The 22,007-nt window shown below is 69.4% G+C and carries 17 protein-coding genes; 9 read left to right on the plus strand and 8 right to left on the minus strand.

Features of this window, described 5'->3' with window-relative positions:
• The first annotated feature begins 185 nt into the window (after positions 1-185).
• The 5 genes from ACZK39_RS09750 (at position 186) to ACZK39_RS09770 (ending at position 6,694) form a co-directional block, all read left to right on the plus strand.
• On the plus strand, positions 186-728 hold the full coding sequence (locus tag ACZK39_RS09750) for a hypothetical protein (RefSeq protein ID WP_463613201.1): 543 nt from the start codon (positions 186-188) through the stop codon (positions 726-728).
• A gap of 149 nt (positions 729-877) precedes the next feature.
• Positions 878-2,011 (plus strand): lycopene cyclase family protein, encoded by a 1,134-nt coding sequence (locus ACZK39_RS09755; protein WP_459055609.1) that lies wholly within the window; start codon positions 878-880, stop codon positions 2,009-2,011.
• A gap of 185 nt (positions 2,012-2,196) precedes the next feature.
• A complete protein-coding gene (locus ACZK39_RS09760) occupies positions 2,197-3,144 on the plus strand; it encodes a hypothetical protein (RefSeq protein WP_459055610.1) in 948 nt (315 codons plus the stop codon).
• Between the two features lie 122 nt (positions 3,145-3,266).
• Positions 3,267-5,135 carry a dynamin family protein gene (locus ACZK39_RS09765; RefSeq protein ID WP_459055611.1) on the plus strand — a complete coding sequence of 623 codons (1,869 nt, stop codon included), beginning with the start codon at positions 3,267-3,269 and terminating at the stop codon, positions 5,133-5,135.
• Entirely contained in the window at positions 5,132-6,694 is a 1,563-nt protein-coding gene (locus ACZK39_RS09770; RefSeq protein ID WP_463613202.1) for a dynamin family protein, read from the plus strand. Before ACZK39_RS09765 ends, ACZK39_RS09770 begins: the two co-directional genes overlap by 4 nt.
• On the opposite strand, the gene ACZK39_RS09775 is transcribed toward ACZK39_RS09770, so the two are convergent.
• The 4 genes from ACZK39_RS09775 to ACZK39_RS09790 form a co-directional block, all read right to left on the minus strand.
• A complete protein-coding gene (locus ACZK39_RS09775) occupies positions 6,584-7,216 on the minus strand; it encodes a hypothetical protein (protein WP_463613203.1) in 633 nt (210 codons plus the stop codon). The two genes, ACZK39_RS09770 and ACZK39_RS09775, sit on opposite strands and share 111 nt — an antisense overlap.
• Positions 7,217-7,239: 23 nt before the next feature.
• Complete coding sequence (locus tag ACZK39_RS09780) at positions 7,240-8,061, minus strand: IniB N-terminal domain-containing protein (RefSeq protein WP_459055614.1); 822 nt, start codon at positions 8,059-8,061, stop codon at positions 7,240-7,242.
• A gap of 112 nt (positions 8,062-8,173) precedes the next feature.
• Positions 8,174-10,546 (minus strand): LuxR C-terminal-related transcriptional regulator, encoded by a 2,373-nt coding sequence (locus ACZK39_RS09785; protein WP_463613204.1) that lies wholly within the window; start codon positions 10,544-10,546, stop codon positions 8,174-8,176.
• A gap of 35 nt (positions 10,547-10,581) precedes the next feature.
• Positions 10,582-12,510, minus strand: coding sequence for an Hsp70 family protein (locus ACZK39_RS09790; protein WP_463613205.1), 1,929 nt, complete (start codon positions 12,508-12,510; stop codon positions 10,582-10,584).
• A 420-nt stretch (positions 12,511-12,930) separates the two neighbouring features.
• Here ACZK39_RS09790 and ACZK39_RS09795 point away from each other — a divergent pair, with 420 nt between their 5' ends.
• Positions 12,931-13,173, plus strand: coding sequence for a BRCT domain-containing protein (locus ACZK39_RS09795; RefSeq protein WP_182800289.1), 243 nt, complete (start codon positions 12,931-12,933; stop codon positions 13,171-13,173).
• 20 nt (positions 13,174-13,193) lie between these two features.
• On the opposite strand, the gene ACZK39_RS09800 is transcribed toward ACZK39_RS09795, so the two are convergent.
• Positions 13,194-13,865 carry a LysR substrate-binding domain-containing protein gene (locus ACZK39_RS09800; protein ID WP_463613206.1) on the minus strand — a complete coding sequence of 224 codons (672 nt, stop codon included), beginning with the start codon at positions 13,863-13,865 and terminating at the stop codon, positions 13,194-13,196.
• A gap of 35 nt (positions 13,866-13,900) precedes the next feature.
• Between ACZK39_RS09800 and ACZK39_RS09805 the strand changes: the two genes are divergently transcribed.
• The gene (locus ACZK39_RS09805; protein WP_463613207.1) at positions 13,901-14,305 is read left to right on the plus strand and encodes a DUF5997 family protein; all 405 of its coding nucleotides are present in this window, start codon (positions 13,901-13,903) and stop codon (positions 14,303-14,305) included.
• A gap of 65 nt (positions 14,306-14,370) precedes the next feature.
• Here ACZK39_RS09805 and ACZK39_RS09810 read toward each other — a convergent pair whose 3' ends face one another.
• The 3 genes from ACZK39_RS09810 to ACZK39_RS09820 all read right to left on the minus strand — a co-directional run bounded on the left by ACZK39_RS09810 (position 14,371) and on the right by ACZK39_RS09820 (position 19,320).
• The gene (locus ACZK39_RS09810; RefSeq protein ID WP_463613208.1) at positions 14,371-15,600 is read right to left on the minus strand and encodes an exonuclease domain-containing protein; all 1,230 of its coding nucleotides are present in this window, start codon (positions 15,598-15,600) and stop codon (positions 14,371-14,373) included.
• A 260-nt stretch (positions 15,601-15,860) separates the two neighbouring features.
• Positions 15,861-16,076: an alpha/beta hydrolase gene (locus ACZK39_RS09815; protein ID WP_463613209.1), complete on the minus strand. Its 216-nt coding sequence runs from the start codon at positions 16,074-16,076 to the stop codon at positions 15,861-15,863.
• Positions 16,077-16,167: 91 nt separating this feature from the next.
• Positions 16,168-19,320: a hypothetical protein gene (locus tag ACZK39_RS09820; RefSeq protein WP_463613210.1), complete on the minus strand. Its 3,153-nt coding sequence runs from the start codon at positions 19,318-19,320 to the stop codon at positions 16,168-16,170.
• 172 nt (positions 19,321-19,492) lie between these two features.
• Between ACZK39_RS09820 and ACZK39_RS09825 the strand changes: the two genes are divergently transcribed.
• Together ACZK39_RS09825 and ACZK39_RS09830 are read left to right on the plus strand one after the other, a co-directional pair.
• Positions 19,493-21,229, plus strand: a complete 1,737-nt coding sequence (locus ACZK39_RS09825) for a sensor histidine kinase (protein WP_463613211.1) — start codon at positions 19,493-19,495, stop codon at positions 21,227-21,229.
• Positions 21,217-21,873 (plus strand): response regulator, encoded by a 657-nt coding sequence (locus ACZK39_RS09830; RefSeq protein WP_463613212.1) that lies wholly within the window; start codon positions 21,217-21,219, stop codon positions 21,871-21,873. The genes ACZK39_RS09825 and ACZK39_RS09830 overlap by 13 nt, the downstream gene beginning before the upstream one ends.
• Positions 21,874-22,007: the final 134 nt, after the last annotated feature.

Here is a 22,007-nt window from a genome sequence, read left to right on the forward strand (position 1 = left end):
GGTGGTGCAGGTCCCAACGCCTGGCCGGCTGGCTGCGGGGTCTTCCCCTATATCAAATGCCCATCAGCTCAGGTAGTTTCTTTAGTTAGTGATGAGCCTTGGCCGGCCCGGAATTTCCGGGCATGGCACGGCCGCGGCGTGGGGGTCGCCGAGAGTCGTCGACCTGGATCAGGAGGTAGAGAGTCATGAAGAGCAGGACAGGAATAGCAGCCATATCGGCCGCGGGACTGATCGCGGCGCTGGGACTCTTGGGCGGGCTGACCGCCCAGGCCGACATCCCAGACGGGTCGGCTGCGAACCACCCGGAGGCGTGGGAACAGTATTTCGGCGTGGCAGGCATCGACTGCTACAAGGATGAGCCGGTCAAGACGCCCTTCACCGTCCCCAAGGCCGGCGAGGGCCGGGTGTGGTACGCCGTGATCTTGAAGGCGGGTTCAGAGAACTCCACCGACGAGCCCAGCGAGGTTTTCATGTCGGTGGCTGCCGGAACGAAGCTGCGACACTCCTCTGACAAGGACATTTCCCACGTCATCCTGTGTTCGGTGCCCAAGGTGACGACCAAACCCTCTCCGTCGGTGAGTCCCTCTCCGTCGTTGAGCCCGTCCCCGTCGATGAGCCCGTCCCCGTCGATGAGCCCGTCCCCCAAGCCGTCGCACAAGCCGACGACCTCCACCACCGCCCCGCCCACCAAGAAGCCCGTGGTGGGGCTGCCCAAGACCGGCAACTGACACCTGCACACGGGATCACGGCTGACGCTCCCGCCCTGCCTGCGGTTGTTGTTCCTCCAGATCAGGTCTCGAGCCCCCAGGGCATTCGAGCATCGGTCTGGAGGAACAGCAACCGCGGAGCCCTTCCGCGACATGGAACGATAGGACCCGTGACCGCCACCTCCTTCGACGTCGCCGTGGTCGGGCTCGGTCCCGCCGGGCGCTCCCTCGCGTCGCGGTGCGCGGCGCACGGGATGCGCGTTCTCGCCGTCGACCCCCGCCCCGAGGCGGTCTGGGGCCCCACCTACGGCATCTGGGGCGACGAACTGGGCGCGCTGCCGGAATCAGTGGTGCGGTCCCGTATCCTTCGCCCCGAGCTGAGGGCCCATGGCGCCTACCCCCTCCCCCGCGACTATCTCGTCCTCGACAACCCCGCCCTCCAGGCCGCCTTCCCTCTCGACGAGGTGGTGCTGCGCCGCGGCCGGCTGACCGACGACGAGGTCTCGGACCTGCGATCCGAAGCCCGCGTCGTCGTCGACGCGCGCGGCGCGAGGCCCGAAGGGATCATCCCCCGGGACCCCTCGCCGGCCCAGACTGCGTTCGGGATCGTCCTGCCTGCCGAGGTCGCGGCGCCGGCGCTGCAGGGTGCGACGGCGCTGCTGATGGACTGGCGCACCGACTGGTCCACGGATCCCCAGCCGCACGACACCCCCACCTTCCTCTACGCCATCCCCCTGGGGGGTGGCGAAGTGCTGCTCGAGGAGACCTGCCTCGCGGCCGCGCCCGGCCTACCCATCCCTGAGCTGAGGGCGAGGCTCCGGACGCGGTTGGTGTCGCGGGGGGTGGCCGAGTCCGCCGTCGAGCATCCGCTGAGCAGGGAAGTGGTGCGCATCCCGATGCGCGGGCGGGGCTGGAGCGCCGCCCCTGGGACGACGGCGGTCGGCACCGCCGGGCGCGGGGGGAACCTGGTGACGGGCTACTCCGTGGCCCATTCGCTGCTGCGGGCCGACGGCCTGGCCCGTGACCTGACGGCCGGTCGACCCATGACGGCCGACCCCCACACCCCCGCTGACCTGTTCCGCGAGATGGGCCTGCGTGCCCTGCTCCGCCTCGACGTCGACGGCACGCTGGCCCTGTTCGACGCCTTCGGTCGGCTCCCCGGCCAGGCTCAGCGCGACTTCATGTCGCGGGACTCCACCGCCACCGGGCTGGCCGCCGCCATGTGGGGGATGTTCGCCCGGATGCCGATGTCGGGCCGGGGGCAGCTGATCGCCGCGACGCTCGGCCCCGGGCGCCACGTCTGAGCCCGATCGGCGCGGGTTGTGAGGGCTTCGACTCCGGACCGATCCCCTAGCCAGTCGGGCATCCGCCGCGCGAATCCCCGTCAACCCCTATGGGGTTTGCGGGGTCACCCCCGATGCCCGGATCCGCAGTCGGATGAAGACTTACCTCAACACGCCAGATCGGCGGCCAGAGAAAGGTAAGGGTCATGCCCAACGACAACACCAACACAGCCGGCTTCCAGGCAGTTGCTGAAGAATCCTTCAACGACAACTCCACCAACACCAACCTCGACGCCGACCTCGAGGTCGAGATCGAAGACTCGCTGAACGACAACTCGGACAACTCCACCAACACCGAGATCGACACCGAGGTCGAGGTTGAGGACTCCTTCAACGAGACCGAGACGGACACCGAGATCGACGATTCCTACAACGTCGACAACTCCTTGGAGCACGAGGATTCCTACAACGACAACTCCGAGAACCTCGATGTTGAGGTGGAGATCGACGACTCCTTCAACCGCGATGAGTCGGTGAAGACGCAGGACTCGTTCAACATCACCAGCTCGTTCAACGAGCAGACGCTCAACGACAACTCCACCACGGTGGGCGTGCGCCAGTACCAGACCAACGTCGGCGACCTGAACCTCGGCGGCATGGGTGGGATGCTCGGCGGCAAGGCTGCCTACGGGCACGGCGGCGGCGCGGACCTCGAGCTGGACAACCGCTCGATGAACGTTGACCAGTCCGTCAACCAGATCATCAACGCCGGCGACGACGTGGATCAGGACTTCAGCCAGACGGCCAACGTGGCCTTCGGGGATCACTCGATGGCGGCCGGCGACGACATCGACATCGACAACTCCTCCATGAGCGTCGAGCTCGGCGACATCTCCATCGGCAACACCTGGATCGACACCCGCATCAACGACTCGTTCCAGGACAACTCGGTGGACAACGACTACGACTGGGAGATGGAGATCGACGACTCCTTCAACGACCAGTCCACGGACCTGGACGTGGAGGTCGACATCGAGGACTCCTTCACCAACGAGGTCACCGAACTCAACTCCTTCGAGTGGGAGAACGAGGGCAACGTCTTCAGCCCCGGCGCTGCCACCACCGGCGGCGAGGTCATCGACGTCGAGCTCTGATCCTGATCACACCCTCACACGGCGGTTGCCCGGTCACCTTCCACGGTGGCCGGGCAACTGGCGTGTGACCCGGGGAGGCCTACGATGAAGAAACCGACGATCGATCGCGGGAAGGAACCCGAATGAGTGATCCTGCTGGTGTCGTGGAGGGTGCAGTGGTGCTCCCCAATCAGAAGACGCTGATCGGGCTCGTGGAGGCGATGGGCACGATGGCCGCCAACGGCGGCCGCACCGATCTCTCCGAGCGCCTCGTGCAGACCAACGCCCGCCTCCGCGACCCCGAGGTGCGCGTGATCGTGGTCGGTGAGTTCAAGCAGGGCAAGAGCAAGCTGATCAACGCCCTGGTCAACGCGCCGGTCTGCCCCATTGACGACGACGTCGCCACCAGCGTCCCCACCGCCGTGGGCTACGGCGAACAGCCCGCCGCGACCATCCTGCTTCGCTCGGAGCCCCACGCCGGGAAGTCAGAGATCCAGCGGCAGCCGATCCGCTTCGAGGAGCTGGCCCAGTACGTCTCGGAGCTCGGGAATCCCGGCAACGAACGCCATCTCGTCTCAGCCGAGGTGGTGCTGCCGCGGGAGATCCTGCGGGGCGGCCTGCGCCTGGTGGACTCCCCCGGGATCGGGAGCCTGGACTCGTCCTCCGCGCTGACGACGCTGTCCGCGCTGTCCTCGGCCCACGCGGTGCTGATGGTCTCCGACGCGTCACAGGAGTACACCGAACCCGAGGTACAGCTGCTCAAGCACGCGATGCGCATCTCGCCCAACGTGGCGGCGGTACTCGCGAAGACAGACCTGTATCCGGACTGGCGCACCATCGAGGGCATCGACAAGGGACACCTCGAGGGGATCGGCGAGCTCCCGCTCTTCTCGGTCTCCAGCGACCTGCGGCTGCTCGCCGCCTCGGAGCAGGACCGCGAGCTCAACAACGAATCCGGCTTCCCGGACCTGGTCTCCCACCTGCGCCTCGACGTGCTGCGTCGCGCGGAGGTCATCAACACGCGCAGCGCAGTGCATGATCTTCTGTTCGTGGTGGACCAGATGACGATGGCCGCCCGCACCGAACTCACCGCCCTCCTCAACCCGGAGGACACCCCGCAGCTGATCCTTCAGCTGGAGGAGGCGAAGGCGCGCGCGGACGAGTTCCGCGGCCGGTCGTCGCGCTGGCAGGTGGCCCTCGGCGACGGTGTCGCGGACCTCATCTCGGACATGGAGCACGACCTGCGCGACCGCCTCCGCCGCGTTCAGCGCGAGGCGGAGGACGCCATCGATCAGGGCGACCCAGGGCCGATCTGGGAGCAGATCGCCGAATGGATCGACCAGCGCGTCGCCGCCGCCGTGTCGGAGACCTTCGTCTGGACCGACGAGCGGGGTAAGGCGCTCACCGAGGAGATCGCGGAGCTGTTCATCCAGGACGAGACGTCGCTGCCCGTCATCGCCGTCGGCGCCACGGACGGCGTGCTCGACGCGGTGGAGGAGATCCCTGACTATCACACCGGCCAGCTCGGCGCCGTGGAGAAGATCTACATCGGGGTCCGCGGCTCCTACGGCGGCGTCCTCATGGTGGGTCTCGCCACCGGCCTGATCGGGATGACTCTGATCAATCCGCTGTCGCTGCTCGCGGGCGTCCTCGTCGGCCGTAGGGCCTACCGCGAGGACATGAACTCCCGCCTCCTGCGCCGCCGGTTCGAGGCGAAGGGCATCGTGCGCCGCTACATCGACGAGGTGACATTCCAGGTGGGCAAGCAGCTGAAGGACCGCCTGCGGATCGTCCAGCGCACCGCCCGCGACCACTTCGGGGCCATCGCGGATCAGCTGCACCGCTCGCTCACGGAGGCTGTCATGTCGGCCAAGCAGTCGGCCGGCACCTACTCGGAGAAGCGCGACAAGCGCGTGCTCGAGCTTCAGGCCCAGCTCCGCCAGCTCGACAAGGTGCGCGCGCAGCTGCCGGAGCTGCCGCAGATGCGGGTCAAAGAGGTGCTCGGCCGGTGACATCGGGGGCATACGAGGATTCCGTCGCCCTCCTGGCGGCGGCGCGTCGCCTGCACGAGGGCGACCACGCGGCCGTCGAGACCATCGACGGGTTGAGCACGCGCCTGGCCGAGCCCCTCCGGGTTGCAGTCGCCGGGATCGTCAAGGCAGGCAAGTCCACGCTGCTCAACGCGATACTGGGCGAACAGATCGCGCCCACCGACGCCGGCGAGTGCACCCGGGTGGTCACCTGGTACCGGTACTCGGACACGCCGACGATCACCCTCCATCCGCGCTCCGGCGAGCCCCGCAGGCTGCCGATCGCCCGCGCCCACGGCAAGCTGGTCCTGGACCTGGGCGAGCTGCGCCCGGACGAGGTGGAACGCATCGACGTGGGCTGGCCCTCGCGGGTCCTGCGCTCGCTGATCCTCATCGACACCCCCGGCATCGAGTCCCTGTCCCACGACGTGTCGGCCCGGTCCGCGGCCTTCCTCACGCCGGACAACGCCCCGTCGTCGGCGGACGCGATCGTCTACCTGCTCCGCCACCTCCACCCGTCGGACCTCAAGTTCCTCGAGGCCTTCCGCGACACTGCTGCGGGCGCCTCGAGAACCGTCAACGCCGTGGCCGTGCTGTCGCGGGCCGACGAGATCGGCTCCGGACGGATCGATTCCCTCCTCTCCGCCCGCAAGGTGGCCCGCCGCTACGAGCAGCACGGGGATCTGGCCTCGCTGGCTCTGGCGGTGCTACCCGTCGCCGGACTGGTGGCCGAGGGTGCCCGCACTCTGAGGGAGGACGAGTTCGCCGCGTTCCGGGCGCTGGCCGATCTTGAGCGCGGGCAGCGGGAGAAGCTCCTGGTGTCGGCGGACCGTTTCGTGCGGCCCGAGCAGGTGGCCTCCCCCAGCGAGGACGTCAGGCGCCGCCTCCTGGGCCGCTTCGGCATCTTCGGCGTGCGCCTGGCCATCTCGATGATCAGGGCGGGTGCTTCCAACTCGGCCGAGCTCACCGAACGGCTCGTGGAGTACAGCGGACTCGACGAGCTCGGCAGTTTCATCAGCCTGCACTTCGGCGCCCGCGCCGAGGCGTTGAAGGTGCGCGCTGTCCTCGACGGCCTGGCCCAACTCCTGCGCGCGAACCCGCACGACGGCGCCTCCCCCATCCTCGGCGGGATCGAACGGATCCAGGCCACGGCGCACGGACTACGCGAGCTGTCGCTGCTGTCCGAGGCCAGGGTGTCCGGCCTCCCGCTCTCCGCGGACGAGGCGGCCGCGGCCGAGCGGATCGTCGGGGCCAACGGCACCACCACGACGGCGCGGCTGGGGGTGTCGGATGACGCGGACGGGGCCGCCCTGTCCGAGCGGCTCACGCAGGAGCTGGACAGGTGGCGGGCCAAGAGTCACTCCCCGCTCACCGAGCGGGCCGGCGTCGAGGTGTGTCGGGTGGTGATCCGGAGCCTGGAGGCGGTGGCCTCAGACCTCGGCTCCCGGGGAGGCGACGACGCCCTTGCGGACGTCGTGCTTGCGGGCGGTCCAGCGCAGGGCCCCGGGGAAGGTGCTCACCAGGATGGCGAGCAGCACTAGCCCGCCCTGCACGGCGAACATCTGCCGCAGGATCTCTCCGTGCTCCCCCTCGGCGACGAGCTCGTTTGCCACCAGGTACAGCGCCGCCTGACCGAGGACGGTGAAGAACATCCACCACCTCGCCCCGTCCTTGCGGTTCATGAAGGACACCAGCAGCGTGACCTGGATGAGGAGCAGAGCGACCAGGCCCCAGAAGGCGGACCAGTAGATGATGTCCGCCGCCGTGGCGTAGGTGCTGTCCTCGCGGGAGCCGTCGACGCCGCGGACCGCCTCGATGATCAGCGGCAGCTGGTCTTCGCGCACCACGAAGTAGTAGACCACCGCGACGGAGCCGGCCACGAGGCCCAATACCCACAGCAGCTGGGTCACCCGGATCGAGAAGGGCGGGGGCTGCTTGACGATCACGGGGGCGGCATTGGCGTTGTCCAGGGCTGGACGCTCGGGGCGCTTGCGCCCTGAATCAGCCTTTGGCCCGTCCGTTCCGGTGGGGAACGGGCGGGCCGTGGGGCGTTCGTCGGTCATGCGACTCAATTCTAGAACCCGTCTCAGATGTCGTCGTAGGCCGGTTCGAATTCCTCTTCATCAGGCGAGTAGTCCTCGTCGGTGGGCTGCTCCTCGTACTGCTCCTCCACGGCGGCGGCCGCCATGGGCTCGGGCTCGGGCTCGGGGGCCGCCATGGCCGCAGGTGCAGGAGCCTCGACCGAGGTGGTCGTGATCTCGGTCTCGACGACGGTGGTCTCCGTGTTCTGGAACGAATCGTCGACCTCCGTGGCCACCTCGACGTTGACGGGAGCCTCGTTGAACGAGTTTTCCGCCGACTGGTTGAGTGTCACGTCCGCGGTCATCGACTCGTCGTTGAACGACTCGTCGATCTCGACGTTGGTCTCCTCATTGCCGATGGAGACATCGCCGATGGTCGTGTCGTTGTGCGAGGAATCGACCGTGGCGTCGTTGCCGGCTGCCATCGACGCGTCGCCCACGGCGAGGACTGTCTCCTGGTCGAAGACCTGGAGCACGTCACCCTCCGCCCAGATGCTCTGGTTGACGGACTGGTCCACGATGGTGGACCGGTTGTCGACGTGGAAGTTGTTGGCCACCCGGGTGATCTCCTCCACCACTGTGGGCGGGCGCGGGTTGACGATGACGACGGGGGGCTCTGGGGGATGCGGCCGGGGCATGACGTCTGGGTGGTCCACGATGACGGGGACCACCTGCCTGACGTCCTCTCCGCAGATGTCGCCGAGACCACTCCTCTCGAGGGTCTCTTCGGGTGCTGCGGCGAACTCCGCAGCTGCGTTCGGGTCTCGCAGCAGACTGAGGATGAACTCAATCAGCGCGTCAGCGATGGTCACCAAAGGGGTTGTCATGGCTGTCTCCTCAAGGGTCGGATGGCGCTGGCTTTCAAACTACGGGGTGGGATGGTGGGAAGGCATCGGGGCTTTCCCCCACTCCCGGAGTAGGTCATTAGGGGGTGTGTGGTCATCGGTGCTCCGATCGGACCTGGTGCCATGACGGGTCGATCACGACGCGCAGTTTGGCGATCAGATCTGAGCGGCTGGTGACCGAGAGGCGTCGCTTGATGTGCGACACATGGTGCTCGACGGTGCGCGGGGAGATGAAGATGGCCTGCCCGATCTCGGCGTAGGTCTTGCCCTGCATGACGAGCAGGGCCACGTCCAGCTCGCGGTCGCTGAGCGGCGATCCCTCGGCGGCACTCGGCGCATCCTTGGGGGTCTGCGAGGCCGGCTCGGATCGCCGAGCCTCCTCCGTCGTCGGGTGAAGCTGGCGGGCGACGGTGAGCAGCCGGGCCGAGACCCGGCGGTCGGTCGCGCGACCGGCGCCATGGGCCGCGAGGCGGGCCCCGTCCCAGGCCAGCCCGATGGTGGACAGCGCCTTGGCCGCCTCCTCCACACTGTCCGGCTCCACGTTGCCCGACAGCACCGCTACCCAGATCCCGCCGGCATGGGCCATCACCTCTGCCACCCGGCAGCTCGACGACGCGGCCACCAGCGCCTTGGCGTGCGGCCCGAGCAGCTCGGGCCTGTCGAGCAGGATGCCCTGCTGGATCGCGGCCCACCTGAGCTGCAGCGACCACAGCGGCGGCGATCCGAGCCGACCGAGCAACTCCAGGCCCTGGGCGAAGTGCGACGACAGGGTGGTGGCGTCACCCACGCGCGCCGCAGCGCACACCAGCGCGCCCAACGGGAGCAGCGTGTAGAGGTCCACGTCGATGTGGCGGACGCCCTCGTGTGCCTCCGACCAGGCGGCCTCGAGGGCGGCGAGGTCCTGGTAGCGCCGGGCCAGCGTCACCAGGATGGTCTGCCGCAGCAATTCGTCCCGCGGCGAGACCGGGGTGGGCAGCGCCATCGCCTCCTCGAGCGAGGCCCGCGCCGCCGACGGCCGCTCGCCCTGGAGCGCCACGAAGGCCTGCCACAGGAGCAGTCTGCGCCTAGCCCACCGGCCACCCTGTCCGCCGGCGACGGCCGCGTCGATGACGTGCTGGGCAGTGGACAGTTCACCGGCCCCGAGCGCCACCGACGCCGCGATCACGGCCGGCAGCTCCGGGAGCGGATCGGTGGCGTGCGACGAGGTATACAGCTCAGAGGCCCGCACCAGGCGGGTCACGGCGGACGACGGTGGGGCGGGCTGCAGCGATGCCCGCAACCCTTCGTCGAGCAGTTGAAGTGCGATGTCGAGGGTGCACGGCGCGGAACGACGGGACTCCTGCCGGCCGGGCCCCGCCGTCGTCTCGGGTTCGGCCAGCTGATCGGAAGCGCCGGCGCCGACGTGTGCGATGGAGGCCCTCACCGCCGCGGACGGGCCGTCCGGCGGGAGGGCGGCGTAGACGCTGCTGCCGGTGGCCATCAGCCCCCTGGCTGCCCACACCGCGGCCGCGACATCCGCGGCCCCGGCCGGGACCGGGTCTTCGGCCAGCAGAGCGTCCAGGAGAGTGGACGCCTGGTCCAGTGCGCCCGCATGCCAGGCTGCCTGGGCCCGCCGCAGCACCATGTCCGGGCCCACCACGCCCTCGGTGTTTGGGCCGACGGCGCCCAGGGCCGCGACCCGGTAGGCCGGGAGCGCGCCCCGCACGGCCGAGCGCACCACCGGCACCGGGCTGCCGTTGCGCAGCAGCAGGCCCTCGGCGTATGCCTCGGCGATGCGGTCCTCCGCCGACACGTCGTCGCTGAAGAACCCATCACCGTAATCCCCGACGCAGCTCAACTCGACCCACCGTCGGAGCGGCTCCTCCGCGGTGTCCAGGCGGTGCAGGATGCGGGACTCCAGGTCCCGGACCAGGTCCTGATGCTGCGGGTCCTTGCACGGTGCGGACTCATGGATGGCGAGGGCCTTGGACACCAGCCACCCCACGCCGCCGGTGAGGGTGAGGATGTGGTCCAGGCACTCCTGCTCGACGGACCGCCCTCGACCTCCCAGGTAGGCGATGACATCCGCGAGCGTCACCAGACCGAGCACGATGGGGGGCGCGCTGCGCTCCAGGTGGCGGGCGATGTCGGTGGCAAGACTGGAGTGTCGCCACGGCCGGCTGGCCACCACGACGGACGCGTCGCGGGTGGCGCACCGCTCCAGGAGCGCCTCGGCGCGCTCGTCGTCGACGAGGTGGAGGTCGTCGACCAGCAGCACGTCCGTGGGCGGGAGTGCCGAGATGTCCGCGGTGGCATCCAGCTGGGTGCTGGGCAACCCCCTGAGGGTGAGGAGCTCCTGGAGCTGGCTGAGCAGGGTGGACTTGCCGGAGCCGGCCGTCCCCACCACGAAGGCGCGTACCGGCCCCGACGGGTTGGCCAGCGCAGCCGTCTCACGCCAGGCATGTTGAGCGCCGGTGAAGTGCGTCACGGAGTCGATGGGCTCGCCCGGAGCCCCCGCCTGGATCACAGCGCTGTGGCTGGGTCAGGCGAGGCCGAGAGCGGGGACTCCGGCGAAGACGCGGGAGTGGGGTCCTCCGTGACCGGGACGGGTGCCGGGTCTTCCGTGGTAGGGACGGGATCCGGGGCCTGGGTCGTCGGATCCGGTGCCTGGGTGGTGGGGTCCGGTGCCTGGGTGGTGGGGTCCGGCGCCTGGGTCGTGGGGTCCGGCGCCTGGGTCGTGGGCGCCGGCGCCTGGGTCGTGGGCGCCGGTGCCTGCGTTGTGGGCGCGGGCGCCTGCGTTGTGGGGGCAGGTGCCTGCGTGGTGGGGGTGGCCGTCGTCTTCGTCGGCGTCGGCATGGTGGGCGCCGGCCGCTGAGTGCTGGGTGCGCCGGCAGGCGGAGGTGCGGTGACGGTGGTGAAGGTCTCGGTGGTGATGAACTTCTCCACCGTCTCGGTCTCTCGCTGGATGATCGGATCCTGTTGGGCGACTGGCTGTTGCTGCGGTTGCTGTTGATCCTGAGGGGCAGCGGGCGCGGGGGTTTGCCCCGCCACGGAGGTGGATGTCTCGGGCGCGGCCGAGCTTCCGCTGGGTCCCAGCGTCACTGGCGCCTGGAAGGCCGCGGCCCGCGGGGAGGACCCCTCCTCACCGGCCGTGAGCTCACTGAGCAGGGTGCCGCCGATCATCACGAGGCCGGTGACCGCCACCGCCGCCAGCGCCAGGCCTGACCACCATCTTGCCCGCGGAACGGGCTCCGCCGCGGCAGCCTCGTGGACAGCCACAATCGCGGTGGTCTCGTTGTCGTCATCCGCGAAGGTGGCCACTTCGCCGTCGGGGCGTATGGCGAGCGCGGTCGACGGGTGGGCCAGCGCGACATGACTGAACAGGGACCCCCTCGCGGCGCCCATCGCGGTGGAGGACTTCGGGTCCTGGTCCACGACGATGGGACGGTCGAACAGTTCGGAGAGCCGCTGCGCCACCCGGGGGATGCGGGAGGATCCGCCCACCAGCACGATGGCATCCACGTCCGAGATGTCCACGCCGGCGCCCTCGACGGCGTCGTCCAGCGCGCCGACGGTCCGCTCCAGGTGCTCGTCGATCATGGACTCGAACTCGGAGCGGGTCAGGCGGATCTTCGTGGAGACCCGGGGCAGCAGCACCGGGATGGTGACCTCGGTGTCGAACGAGAGCGCCTCCTTGGCGTCCACGCACTCGCGCCTCAGCTGGATCAGCGCGTCTCGAGTCTCAGAGCTGCTCAGATCCATCCCCTCGGCCCCGGCGCCGCGGAGGACGTGACGGAAGACGAGGTCGTCGAAATCCGCACCGCCCAGGTTGTCCAGGCCGAGGGGCTGGCCCACGAGCGAGAGCGAGCCGTCCCTGCCCTTCCGGGTGACGGCGGTGTGGAAGGTGGTGCCTCCGAGGTCGTAGACCACGACGGATCGGCCCGGCTCCAGCGGATGCGTGGCCTCGAAGTTGCGGGCCGCCGCCTCCGCCTCGGACATCAACGCCACATCCCGGAGACCGACCTCGCTGAGGGCCGAGCGAATCAGGCCGGTGCGGTGCGGGCCCCAGGAGGAGGGGTAGGTGACGGTCACGCCGGCGGGCTCCGTGCCCTCGGACTCCGTGGCCGTCGAGACGACGGAGGCCACTGTCTGGGCGAGTAGATGGGGGGCATCTACGCTGTGACCGCCCACTGACAGTGGCACGTCGTCGCCGACGTTGCGGGTGAACTCGCGCACGAGGTGTTCGGGCTCGGCGACGCCGCGGCGCTCGGCGGTGTCGCCGAAGAGCAGGCCGCCGTGGGAGGTGACGAACACCACCGCGGGCGCGTTGTCGTTGCGGTGGCCCAGGGGCACATGGGAGACGACCACGCTGCCGTCGTGGGTGGGCCGCGCTGTTGCGGCAGCGACGCGGGCCGTGCCCACGTCGATCCCCAGATAGTACGACTCGGCCATGAGTTGGTCCCCCCCCGGGTGATGAAACGCGACCTTCGGTTCGGGTCCCGGCCACGACAGGAACCCGATTTCGACGCTAACAGGGGAGGGGCCACTTCTGAAGATCAACTATCGGCCAGACATTCGAGGGCCACGTGGAACCCGCGCTCCTGCCTGGGTCAGCGGAATGACTAAAGCCTTCTGACTACGGGGTTCGTGGCGTAGTCGTCCCCATTGATGGTCTTCTCGCCGCGGCCCGCCGGGACCCTCTGGACACGTCCCGAGGCCTCTCTTTGTTGCGCGGAGACGCGATCTGCCCCCTGCGCCAGGGCCCTCGGCGGCGTTCATCGATGGACACCGCGACCGTCTCGCCCGAGGTGCCGACGCGCCCAGTTCGGGGCGCTGGCCCCTCGATCCAAAGCTCTGGTCGACAATGTGGACATGAATATCGAAGAGTGGTGGCCCAAGCTGCGGCGCGAGACGCGCGATTACCTGATCGCCAACAACGGCGACGTGGTGCCAGCCGCCCTCGTGGCCGAGATCACGCGGGCCGGCGGCGACAGCGACTCCGACGCGTGGCGGGCCGGTGACAGCGGCGCGGACGGGTTCTATCTGACCGACGAGGCGATCGACTGGATCGACGAGGTCGCCAACGGGGAGACCCCGCCGCCGCGTCGCCGCTGACCCCCTGGTGCCGGTCGAGGTCAGCGACGGCGGGGCCTGCCGCCCCTCCCCGTCGGGCGTCCCGCTCTGCCCGCGACCCCGCTCTTCCGCGGCTGCGCCACCTTCTCGGCAGGTTTCTGCTCGTCACCGCGCTCCTTGGCGCTGCGCGAGCTGTTCGGGGTCCGGCCGCGGACGATGCCGATGAACTCGTCGATCCACTCGTTGCCGCTGTCGGTGCGCCAGGCCAGGGCCACCGTCGTGGATGGGGCATCGACGAGGGGCCGGTAGACCAGGTCACGGCGGCTGTGTGACCGGGCGATCGACATCGGCACGTGCAACACGGCCGCCGAGTAGGTGGCCAGCTCGACGCTGGCGGGCTCAGCGTCGGCGATCACCCGCACGTCGACCAGATCCGTCGCCGTCACCTCGTCGAGCAGCGACAGCTCGTGGTCCTTCGACATCCACACCACCGGCAGCTCGTCGTACAGCGGGATGACGTGCAGGCCTTCGCCGTCGATCGGTTGCCTGACGAAGCACATGTCGACGGTGTCGCCCAGCAGTGCGCGTCGCTGGTCCGCCTCGGCCACCTCGACCACGCTGAGCGGTGTCCGCGGAAACCGCTCCTCCCAGATCCGCCGCCACTTGGTGACGGTGACCCCCGGCACAAAGCCCACGCGCAGGGAGGCGGGGCCGGGGTCGCGGGGAGTGGTCACGGGCGCAGGGTACCCCACCCGGATAGGCTGCGGGCATGAGCCAAACCATGAAGCCGGCCACCGCGGCCGCCAAGCTCGGCATCTACCTGCCGGCCGCGCCTGAGGAGTTCCAGAACACTCCGATCACCCGGGACGACCTGGACGCCCTCCGCGAGGACCCGCCGGCCTGGCTCGTCGAACTGCGCCGCAACGGCCCGTTCCCGCGCGACGTGGTGGCCCAGAAGCTGGGCATCTCGCGTTCCGGGCTGGCCCGCGCGGGCGTCAGCGATGCGATGACCTCCGACGAGATCGGCGAACTGATCGCCGATCCGCCCGGCTGGCTCGTCGAGGAGCGGGAGACGCACAAGAAGGTGTTGAAGGAACAGGCCAGCGAGCCGCAGCCCGCCCCCGTCAAGAAGCCGCGGACGACTGCACCGAAACCGCGCGGCCGCTGGCGCTGACCGCGGGGTCGAAGTTTAGGTGCTGCCCGCCTAGGCGCGGTGACGAAGGACTGGCCGTGGCGCCGTCAACTCTCCAGTTGGCGCATCAACTTGTCGAAGGCCACCTCGTCGACGATCGGAACGCCGTAGGAGCGCGCCTTCGATGCCTTGCCGCTCAACGAGTCAGGATCACCTGCGACAAGGACCTTCGTAGACTTGGCCAGTCCTGCGGCATGCAAGCCGGCATGCCGGACCCGCGCCTCCCACACTGAACGCTCCGCCGACATCTCGCCCGTGAAGGTCACCCGGTCGCCTGGCTGCAGCGTCAGCCCGGTGATGGCCAGTCCCCCGGTCCCACCCTCCGCCGCCGCACCTTCGAGGGCTCCCTCGACGTCGTGGGGGGCCAGCCCCAGGCACGACGCGGCACGGTCCAGGTCAGCGTGCTCTTGCGGTGTCACGACGCCGTCCTGCAGCGCCACCACGGCCATCGCGTGCAGGTACTCCGCGTGCAGAGCCAGGACTTGCGGCCTTGTGAGTGAGGCCGCCCCAGCGATCTCCACCAGCTGGTCCTGCTCGTGAAGCGAGAGGTACCCGCCGAGCATCGCCATCTCGAGAAGCGCTAAGTACGAGTCCACCTGAGAGTCTGCCGACCGGGGCATGCGCGCGACGATCCTTTCCAGCCAGCCGTCGGGACGCACGGGGGTGTTGTCTGTGCGGGACCTGAAGAGCACACCACTTGTGCCGGAACGGTGGCCAGGCCACCTGAACTTCCGGGCGGCTTCGATGGTCTCCTCCCACAGCGGCTGATGATGACAACAATCCAGGTACCTGGACAGGAGTTGAGCTGTGGCAAACGCGTCACCGAGTGCACTATGCGCACCGTCGAGGTCCACGCCGGCGCAGACGCAACAGTCCCGTAGTCGGCGGCTGGACTCGCGGTAGAAGGCAGAGGACCATGCCATCGTGCAGACCGCGGGCACGGCGATGTCCTCAACCGCGTAGCCGGCACGGCGAAGTTCGGCAGCGAGAAACCTGGTGTCAAAGCTGGCGTTGTGGGCCGCAAGGATGCGCCCATCCAAGGCGTCAAGCAGCGAGGGTGCCACTTCGTCGAACGTAGGTGCGCCCACCACGTCCCGAGCCGTGATGCCGTGGATGCTCGAGGCGCCAACATCTCGCTGCGGGTTCACGAGCGTGCTCCAGGCGTCGTAAACCTCGCCCTCATGACTGACCTTGACGACGCCGATCTCCACAATCCGGTCGCCGTGCCGTGGGCTGAGCCCTGTGGTCTCAAAATCGATGACGGTGTACCCGGCCATTGGCCCCCCCTAGTCCGCTGGTGGACTCAACGTATCGGCCGGGTGTGACGCCTCGATCTCGGGGTCGTGAACGGGGTGGATTCATCGGGCTGCCTATGTGCCCTTCCGGGGTTGTGGAGTCCATCAGGCAGCACCGCGATCCAGGTGTTGAACGACGTCATCGACGGTGTCCGCGGTGTGACTGTCCGGGGGACACAACCACTGTCGACAACCACCAGGCCTCCGGCCCAACTTCACGCGCCCGGGTGCCTCTGACGACCTCACCAACCGCCGGGCTCACCGCCGATCACGATCCGGGCTGGGTCGATTCCGAGGCGCTCGGCGAGATCATGCAGCCATCGCAGCGCGGCCAAGCAGTCCTTGAGCGAGGCAGGGCGAGTCGTGCGGGACACCGGCAACGGCCGGGCCGCGGAGACGGTCCCCCAGTGGCGGTGTTCCCGCGTGGCCCTGGGTAGGGACACCCGCACTTTCGGCACGTCTCCGCGAACTCAACCCGGGGAATCCCTGCGGGCTGCTCCTCGACTGTCGTCGCCAGGTCAGAGCGTCTGCAACCGACGCCCGCATCGGTCAGGGGCTGACGAGGATTGTGCCCCCCTGCTCGAGATCGAGGGTAACCGGCGTCGAGGAGGCGAAGACTCCGGGCCCGGTCAGGATGACCTGGTCGTGGGCGTCCGTCTCGCAGTCCACCGCCACCAAAGCGAACTGCTGGTTGCCCACAGTCTCGCCGTCGAGGGTGTAGCTGGACTTCCCGTTGAACGCGGCTGTTGTGCACTTCCCACCCGCAACGGTCTTCTTCCCGAACGTCAACCCGCCGAGCGCGTTGCTCTTCAGGACCGCCGAGTGGGACCCTGTCGAGTCCGCCCACGAGCGCACCAGTATGAGGCCGCCCTGGACGGTGGTGCCCTTCCGGTTCAGCTGGGCGCCGAAGGCAACGGATCCCGTGCCGCCGGACGGCCACGCGAACGAGCCGGCCCCCTCAACGTTGCCCTTCGCATCGGGGTCGTAGATCGCCAATCCGGCGTATCCGACCCCTGTGAAGTTCCCGGCCATCCCCTCCGTGGCCGCCACCGCCGAGTACACGTCCAGCGGGAGACCGATGGTCTCCTCCGAGCAGACGTAGGTGGCCGAGTCGCCGGACGAGGTCCGCTCGCACGCCAGCGTCGCGCGGGCGTTCGTCACCAGACCGGTCAGCTCCACGCGCAGGTCAGCGTCGTTGGTGAGGCCCGACGGCGCCCTGCTGCTCACCTTCATCGTGACCGGCCCGACGTAGTCGCCACCGCCGGTCCAGGACATGGCTGGCGCCGCTCCGACGAAGACCGCAAGCTTGGCCGCCGTGACCGTCCATTGCCCTCGGACCGAAGTCACGTCGAAGTTCGAGGCCTCGTCGGTGCCGTAGTCCATCACCGGTGCCACGACGCCGGAACCGGCGCTCAGACCCACCGTGGACGGGTCGTTGGTGCACGACAGGGCGCCGATGTAGGTCCCGGTGACGACGCAGCCGGACACCGCATGCGCGGAGCCGTCGAACTGACCGGAGTAGCTGCCCGCTGTCATCGTGACCGGCGCCGGGGTGATAGCGAACGTCTCCGACACTCTGACGTCCTCGTAGTTGTCGTCGCCAGGAATGAAGGCGGACGCGGTTGCGGTGCCCACGTCGACGTTGTCGGAGTAGCTGAGGACCACCAGCTCAGGAACCGGGGTACCAGCGTCGTAGGACCCCGTGCAGGGAGCCACTGCCTCACCGCGATAGGAGATGCTCACCGGGCAGTCGATGGTCACCGGGATGGTGGCCTTGCCGATGTCGAACGTCGCCGACCCGGTGACGCCGGCGTGGGTGGCCGAGGCCGTGGCGGTGCCGGCGGCAGTGTTGTTCTGGTAGGTGACGCCCACCGCTACCGGCGGAAGCCCGCTCTGCGTCGCCACAGCCGAGCACGGCGTGATCGGCTCTCCCGTGAAGGTGAAGGGACCCGGCTCACAGCTCACCGACACCTGGACCGGCGGCAGCTGGATCGTGAACGTCGCCCACCCGCTGTTGGTCAGGTGGTTGTCGTCGCCGTCCCACGTTGCTCGCGCAATCGCGGTACCCGGAGCGGAGTTGTCGGAGTAGGTGACCTCCAGGTTCTCCACGTCGTCCATGCCGACGCCCGACGCCGACGCGGAGCAGGGCTCGAGCGGCGACCCGGTATAGACCGCCGACGCGGGGCAGTCCACCGTCACTCTGGACGACGCCTTGATGATCGTGAACGGGGACTCAATGCTGGCGCCGGTGTGGTTGGCGTCACCCTCCCACTCGACCGTCGCGCTGGCGGTTCCGACGTTCACGTTGTTGGCGTAGACGGGGCTCAGCGGCACGTTGTCCATGCCCGGGCCGTAGGCGTAGGCGTTGGAGCAGGCCTCTAGCGGCAGACCGGTGTACGCCAACGTCTGGGCACAGTCCACAGAGATGCTGGACTGTGCCTCCGCGATGGTGAACGCCGCCGAGCCCGTGCTTCCATGGTGGTTGGCGTCGCCCGCCCAGATGGCCGACGCCATGGCCAGGCCCGCGTTGACGTTGTGGGTGTATTCCACGCCCAACTGGGCGACGGCCCAGCCCTGGTATCCGACGGCGCTCGCCTTGCAGGGCGTCTGCGGGGCACCCGAGTACACGGGCGCGCCGCTGCAGGTGACCCGCACGGATGACGCGGCCTTGTCCACGGTGAACGGCACGGTTGCCGAGTTGCCGCTGACATCCGCGACGGTGACCGAGTAGTCACCGGGACGCGTAGAGTGCCCCACGGAGAACGAGCAGGACGTCGCGGTGCAGCCGAGGACGCCGGCGCCGGGGATGGTGGTGGTCAGGGTGGGCACCTGCCCAAAGTGCTGGTGGCTGACCTGCACCGTCGTCGTGGTGGGCGAGTAGATCCCCGAGGACGGGGTCAGGTCGATCCGCGGTGCCTCGGTGAGGACGATCGTCTGCACGCGGCTCGACGAGCCGCCGTACTCGGTGCTCGCCGTGTGCGACGCGAGGAAGCTGTCGATCAGCGTGCTGGTGGGGGTGAAGATGGCTGAGGCCTGCCCGTCCGCATCAGTCTGCGCCGTTGCGACGGCGGCCCACGGGGCGTCGATGGGGGCCTCTGCACCGAAGAACCTCACCTGGCGGCCCGCGATGGGCGCCCCGGAGAGAGCGTCGGTGACCGTGGCTTCGAGTGAGATCGGATCGCCGACCTTCGCGGCGCTCGGGGTCACCGTGAGGGAGATGGCCGTCATCCGCTTCTCCACGTACTCGACGGTGACCTGGAGGGTCGCGCCGTCCGCGGGCGCGGTCCCGCTCCCCTGCTGCGACATGGGTACGTACCGCGCGGTGCCGCACGGCACGTCGCTCACCGAGTAGGAGAACGCGGTGGTCGGCGCAACGGAGAAGGACTGCGGGAGCGTCAGGCCACCCACCTGCTGTGACACCCCGTCGGTGCCCGTGTAGGTGACCTGGTGGAGCACACCCGGGCACTCCGTCGGAGTACCGGTCGAGGCGAAGGAGACCACGGCGGTCGGGGTGGTGACCGTGCCCCCTCCGCCGCCACCACCCACTCCGCCCCCGCCGTCGTCGATCACCACGGCGCGGCTGGGCAACGCGAACGCCTGCAGGGAGACCGCCACGGTCATCAGCAGTGCAACCCAGAGCCTCGGGAGGCGGTTCACCGCCCCCCGCCGTCGCGAACGCTGTTCGGAGCTGAATCCACTCATCACGGTCCTCCTGGTGTCCCCGGCCAGCGCGGGCGGACAGTCCTCCCACGGCCTGTTTCCACCCTGTCGATCCGTCGCTTTCCGAACCATGGGCCTAGGTCCCCTATCCGCCGCGACGGCGTCGACACCCGCATCCCCGGGACTAATGTGAGCGCCGACAGAGGGGGACGACGTGACGGAGCAGCCGGACCGGCCGCGGGACGCGAGGCCGCAACTGGTGGATTCGCTCCGCGCTGCGCTGCTCGCGAGCCTGGTGACCGGCACCGTCGCGGCGCTTGTGCAGGGGGCGTTGATGGTGACGCTCCCGAACTTCTACTGGCCCACCCTCGCCTACCCGGCGGGCGTCATCGTCTACGTCGTGGCCGGCGTGGTGGCGTGGCAGCGACGGCCCGGCTCGTTGATGGGCGCACTGATCATGCTGGGCGGCCTGGCGCTGTTCGCCGCCGGCTTCGCGAGCGTCGAGATTCCGGCACTCATGCTCGTCGGTGCCCTGGCCGGCACGTGGATCCTGGCCGTCATCGTCCATCTGCTGCTGGCTTTCCCGGGCGGCCGGCTGCGGCACTGGTTCCCGAGGGCGATCGCTGTGGCGGCCTACATCAACTCGACGGTCTTGCAGCTGCCCAAGGCACTCCTCACACCCGAGCAGGCCCAGGTGTGGGCGGTGGCCCAGTCCGCCGTCGGTACCGCGGTGATGGTCTCGCTCGCCGGTGTGCTGATCATCCGGTTGCGTCGCACCACCCCGGCGAAGCGCCGGACCCTGATCCCGCTGTACGGCTACGGCATGGCCGTGGCCGCACTGATCCCCACCTCCGCCCTGCTGCTGCGAGACCTCCTCGGTATGGACCCGGTCCACGTCTGGATGGTCCAGATGGCGGCCATCGCGGGAGTCCCGATCGCATTCCTCGCGGCCTCGATCCTGGGCAGCTTCGCGCCGACGGCGGAGGCCGAGGCCCTTGCGGCGTGGCTCGCCTCCGGTGCGGAGCGGCCGCCCGTCGGCGAGGCCCTCGCCAAGGCGCTGGGTGACCCCTCCGTCCGCCTCGCCTACTGGGTGCCCGGGCGCTCGGAGTTCGTGGACCAGACCGGCGCCGCCGTTCCCCTCCCCCCGCCAGGTTCGCCGGAGCAGGAGGCCGTGCACGTCACTGTCGGCGACGAGTTGGCGGGGGCGATCGTCTTCGACCCCCGCACCACCACCAGGCGCGCGGTGCAGGAGGCTGCCGGTGTGGTGGCTCTCGCCGTGGACGGCGAACGGCTCACTGCCGCCCTGCGGGCCAGCGAGGCCTCACTGCAACGCTCGCGGGTCCGGCTGGTGCAGGCGGCCGACGATGTCCGAAGCGCCATCGCGCGGGACCTGCACGACGGGCTCCAGGTGCGGCTGGTGCTCCTCGGTGTGGAGGCGCAGCGGCTGGCCAACGCGGCCGCCTCCCTCCCGGACGCGCCCGGGGTCAGGGCGGATGCGACGAAGTTGCGGGAGGGCATCGATGAGGCGGCCGGCGATCTGCGGCGGCTCGCCCGACAGATCATGCCGTCGGCGCTGGAAGAGCGCGGCCTGGCCCTCGCCGTCGAGGATCTCGCCGACCGGATGCCGATCCCCACCCGCTTCGACCCCGACGCCGTCCCCGACGGCCTCTCCCCCGCGTGCTCCCTCACCGCCTACTTCGCCGTCGCGGAGGGACTCACCAACGCCGTCAAGCACGGGCGGGCCTCCTCCGCGTCGGTGACGCTGCACCTCGAGGACGGCCACCTCAATGTTGAGGTCAGTGACGACGGCGTGGGCGGAGCGACGCCCCGGCCGGGCTCCGGGATCGGCGGCCTGCGGGACCGGGTGGACGCGATGGGCGGACAGTTGACGATCCTCAGTCCCGAGGGTGCGGGCACGAGGCTGAAGGTGGTGGTCCCGTGCGGGTCGTGATCGCCGAGGACGAGGCCCTGCTCCGGCAAGGGCTGACGTTGGTGCTCGCAGACGGCGGCATGGATGTGGTCGCCCGCGTGGGCGACGCGGAGGCCCTCCTCGACGCCGTGATCGACCAAGCCCCTGACCTGGTCATCACCGACATTCGGATGCCGCCGTCATTCACCGACGAGGGCCTCAAGGCGGCGCTGCGGATCCGCCGGGAGCACCCAGAGACAGCCGTGGTGGTGCTGTCGCAGTATGTGCAGCGGCGGTACGCGATCGAGTTGATGAGCGGCGACGGCGCGGGCGTCGGCTACCTGCTGAAGCAGCGGATCGCGGACATCGGACAGTTCCTCGAGGATCTGACGAGGGTCGCGGAGGGCGGCACCGTCCTGGACCCTGAGGTGGTGGGTCTCATGCTGAGCCGCGCCGAGAACACCAGCGGAGCGGTGCGGCAGCTCACACGCCGCCAGCGCGAGGTGCTCACGCTCATGGCTGAGGGCCGCTCGAACGCCGGGATCGCGGGCGCGCTCGTGCTGACCGAAAAGGCCGTGGTGCAGCACACCTCGCACATCTACGACGCGCTCGGGATCCCCGTCGCCGCCGACGACCACCGGCGTGTCCTGGCGGTCATTCGCTACCTCGAGGGGTTGGCGGGGTAGAGGCGCCGTCGACCGCGGTCTCAGGTGTCGCGGTGCGGTCAAGATCCGATTGGCACGCTCCTGACATAGGGAAACGCTGATTTAGTCGCACGGCGAGTCAGATACGGAGCGTTCCACGCGCCCCGCAGACTCAC

It is taken from the genome of Tessaracoccus luoxuelianae (assembly GCF_055326245.1).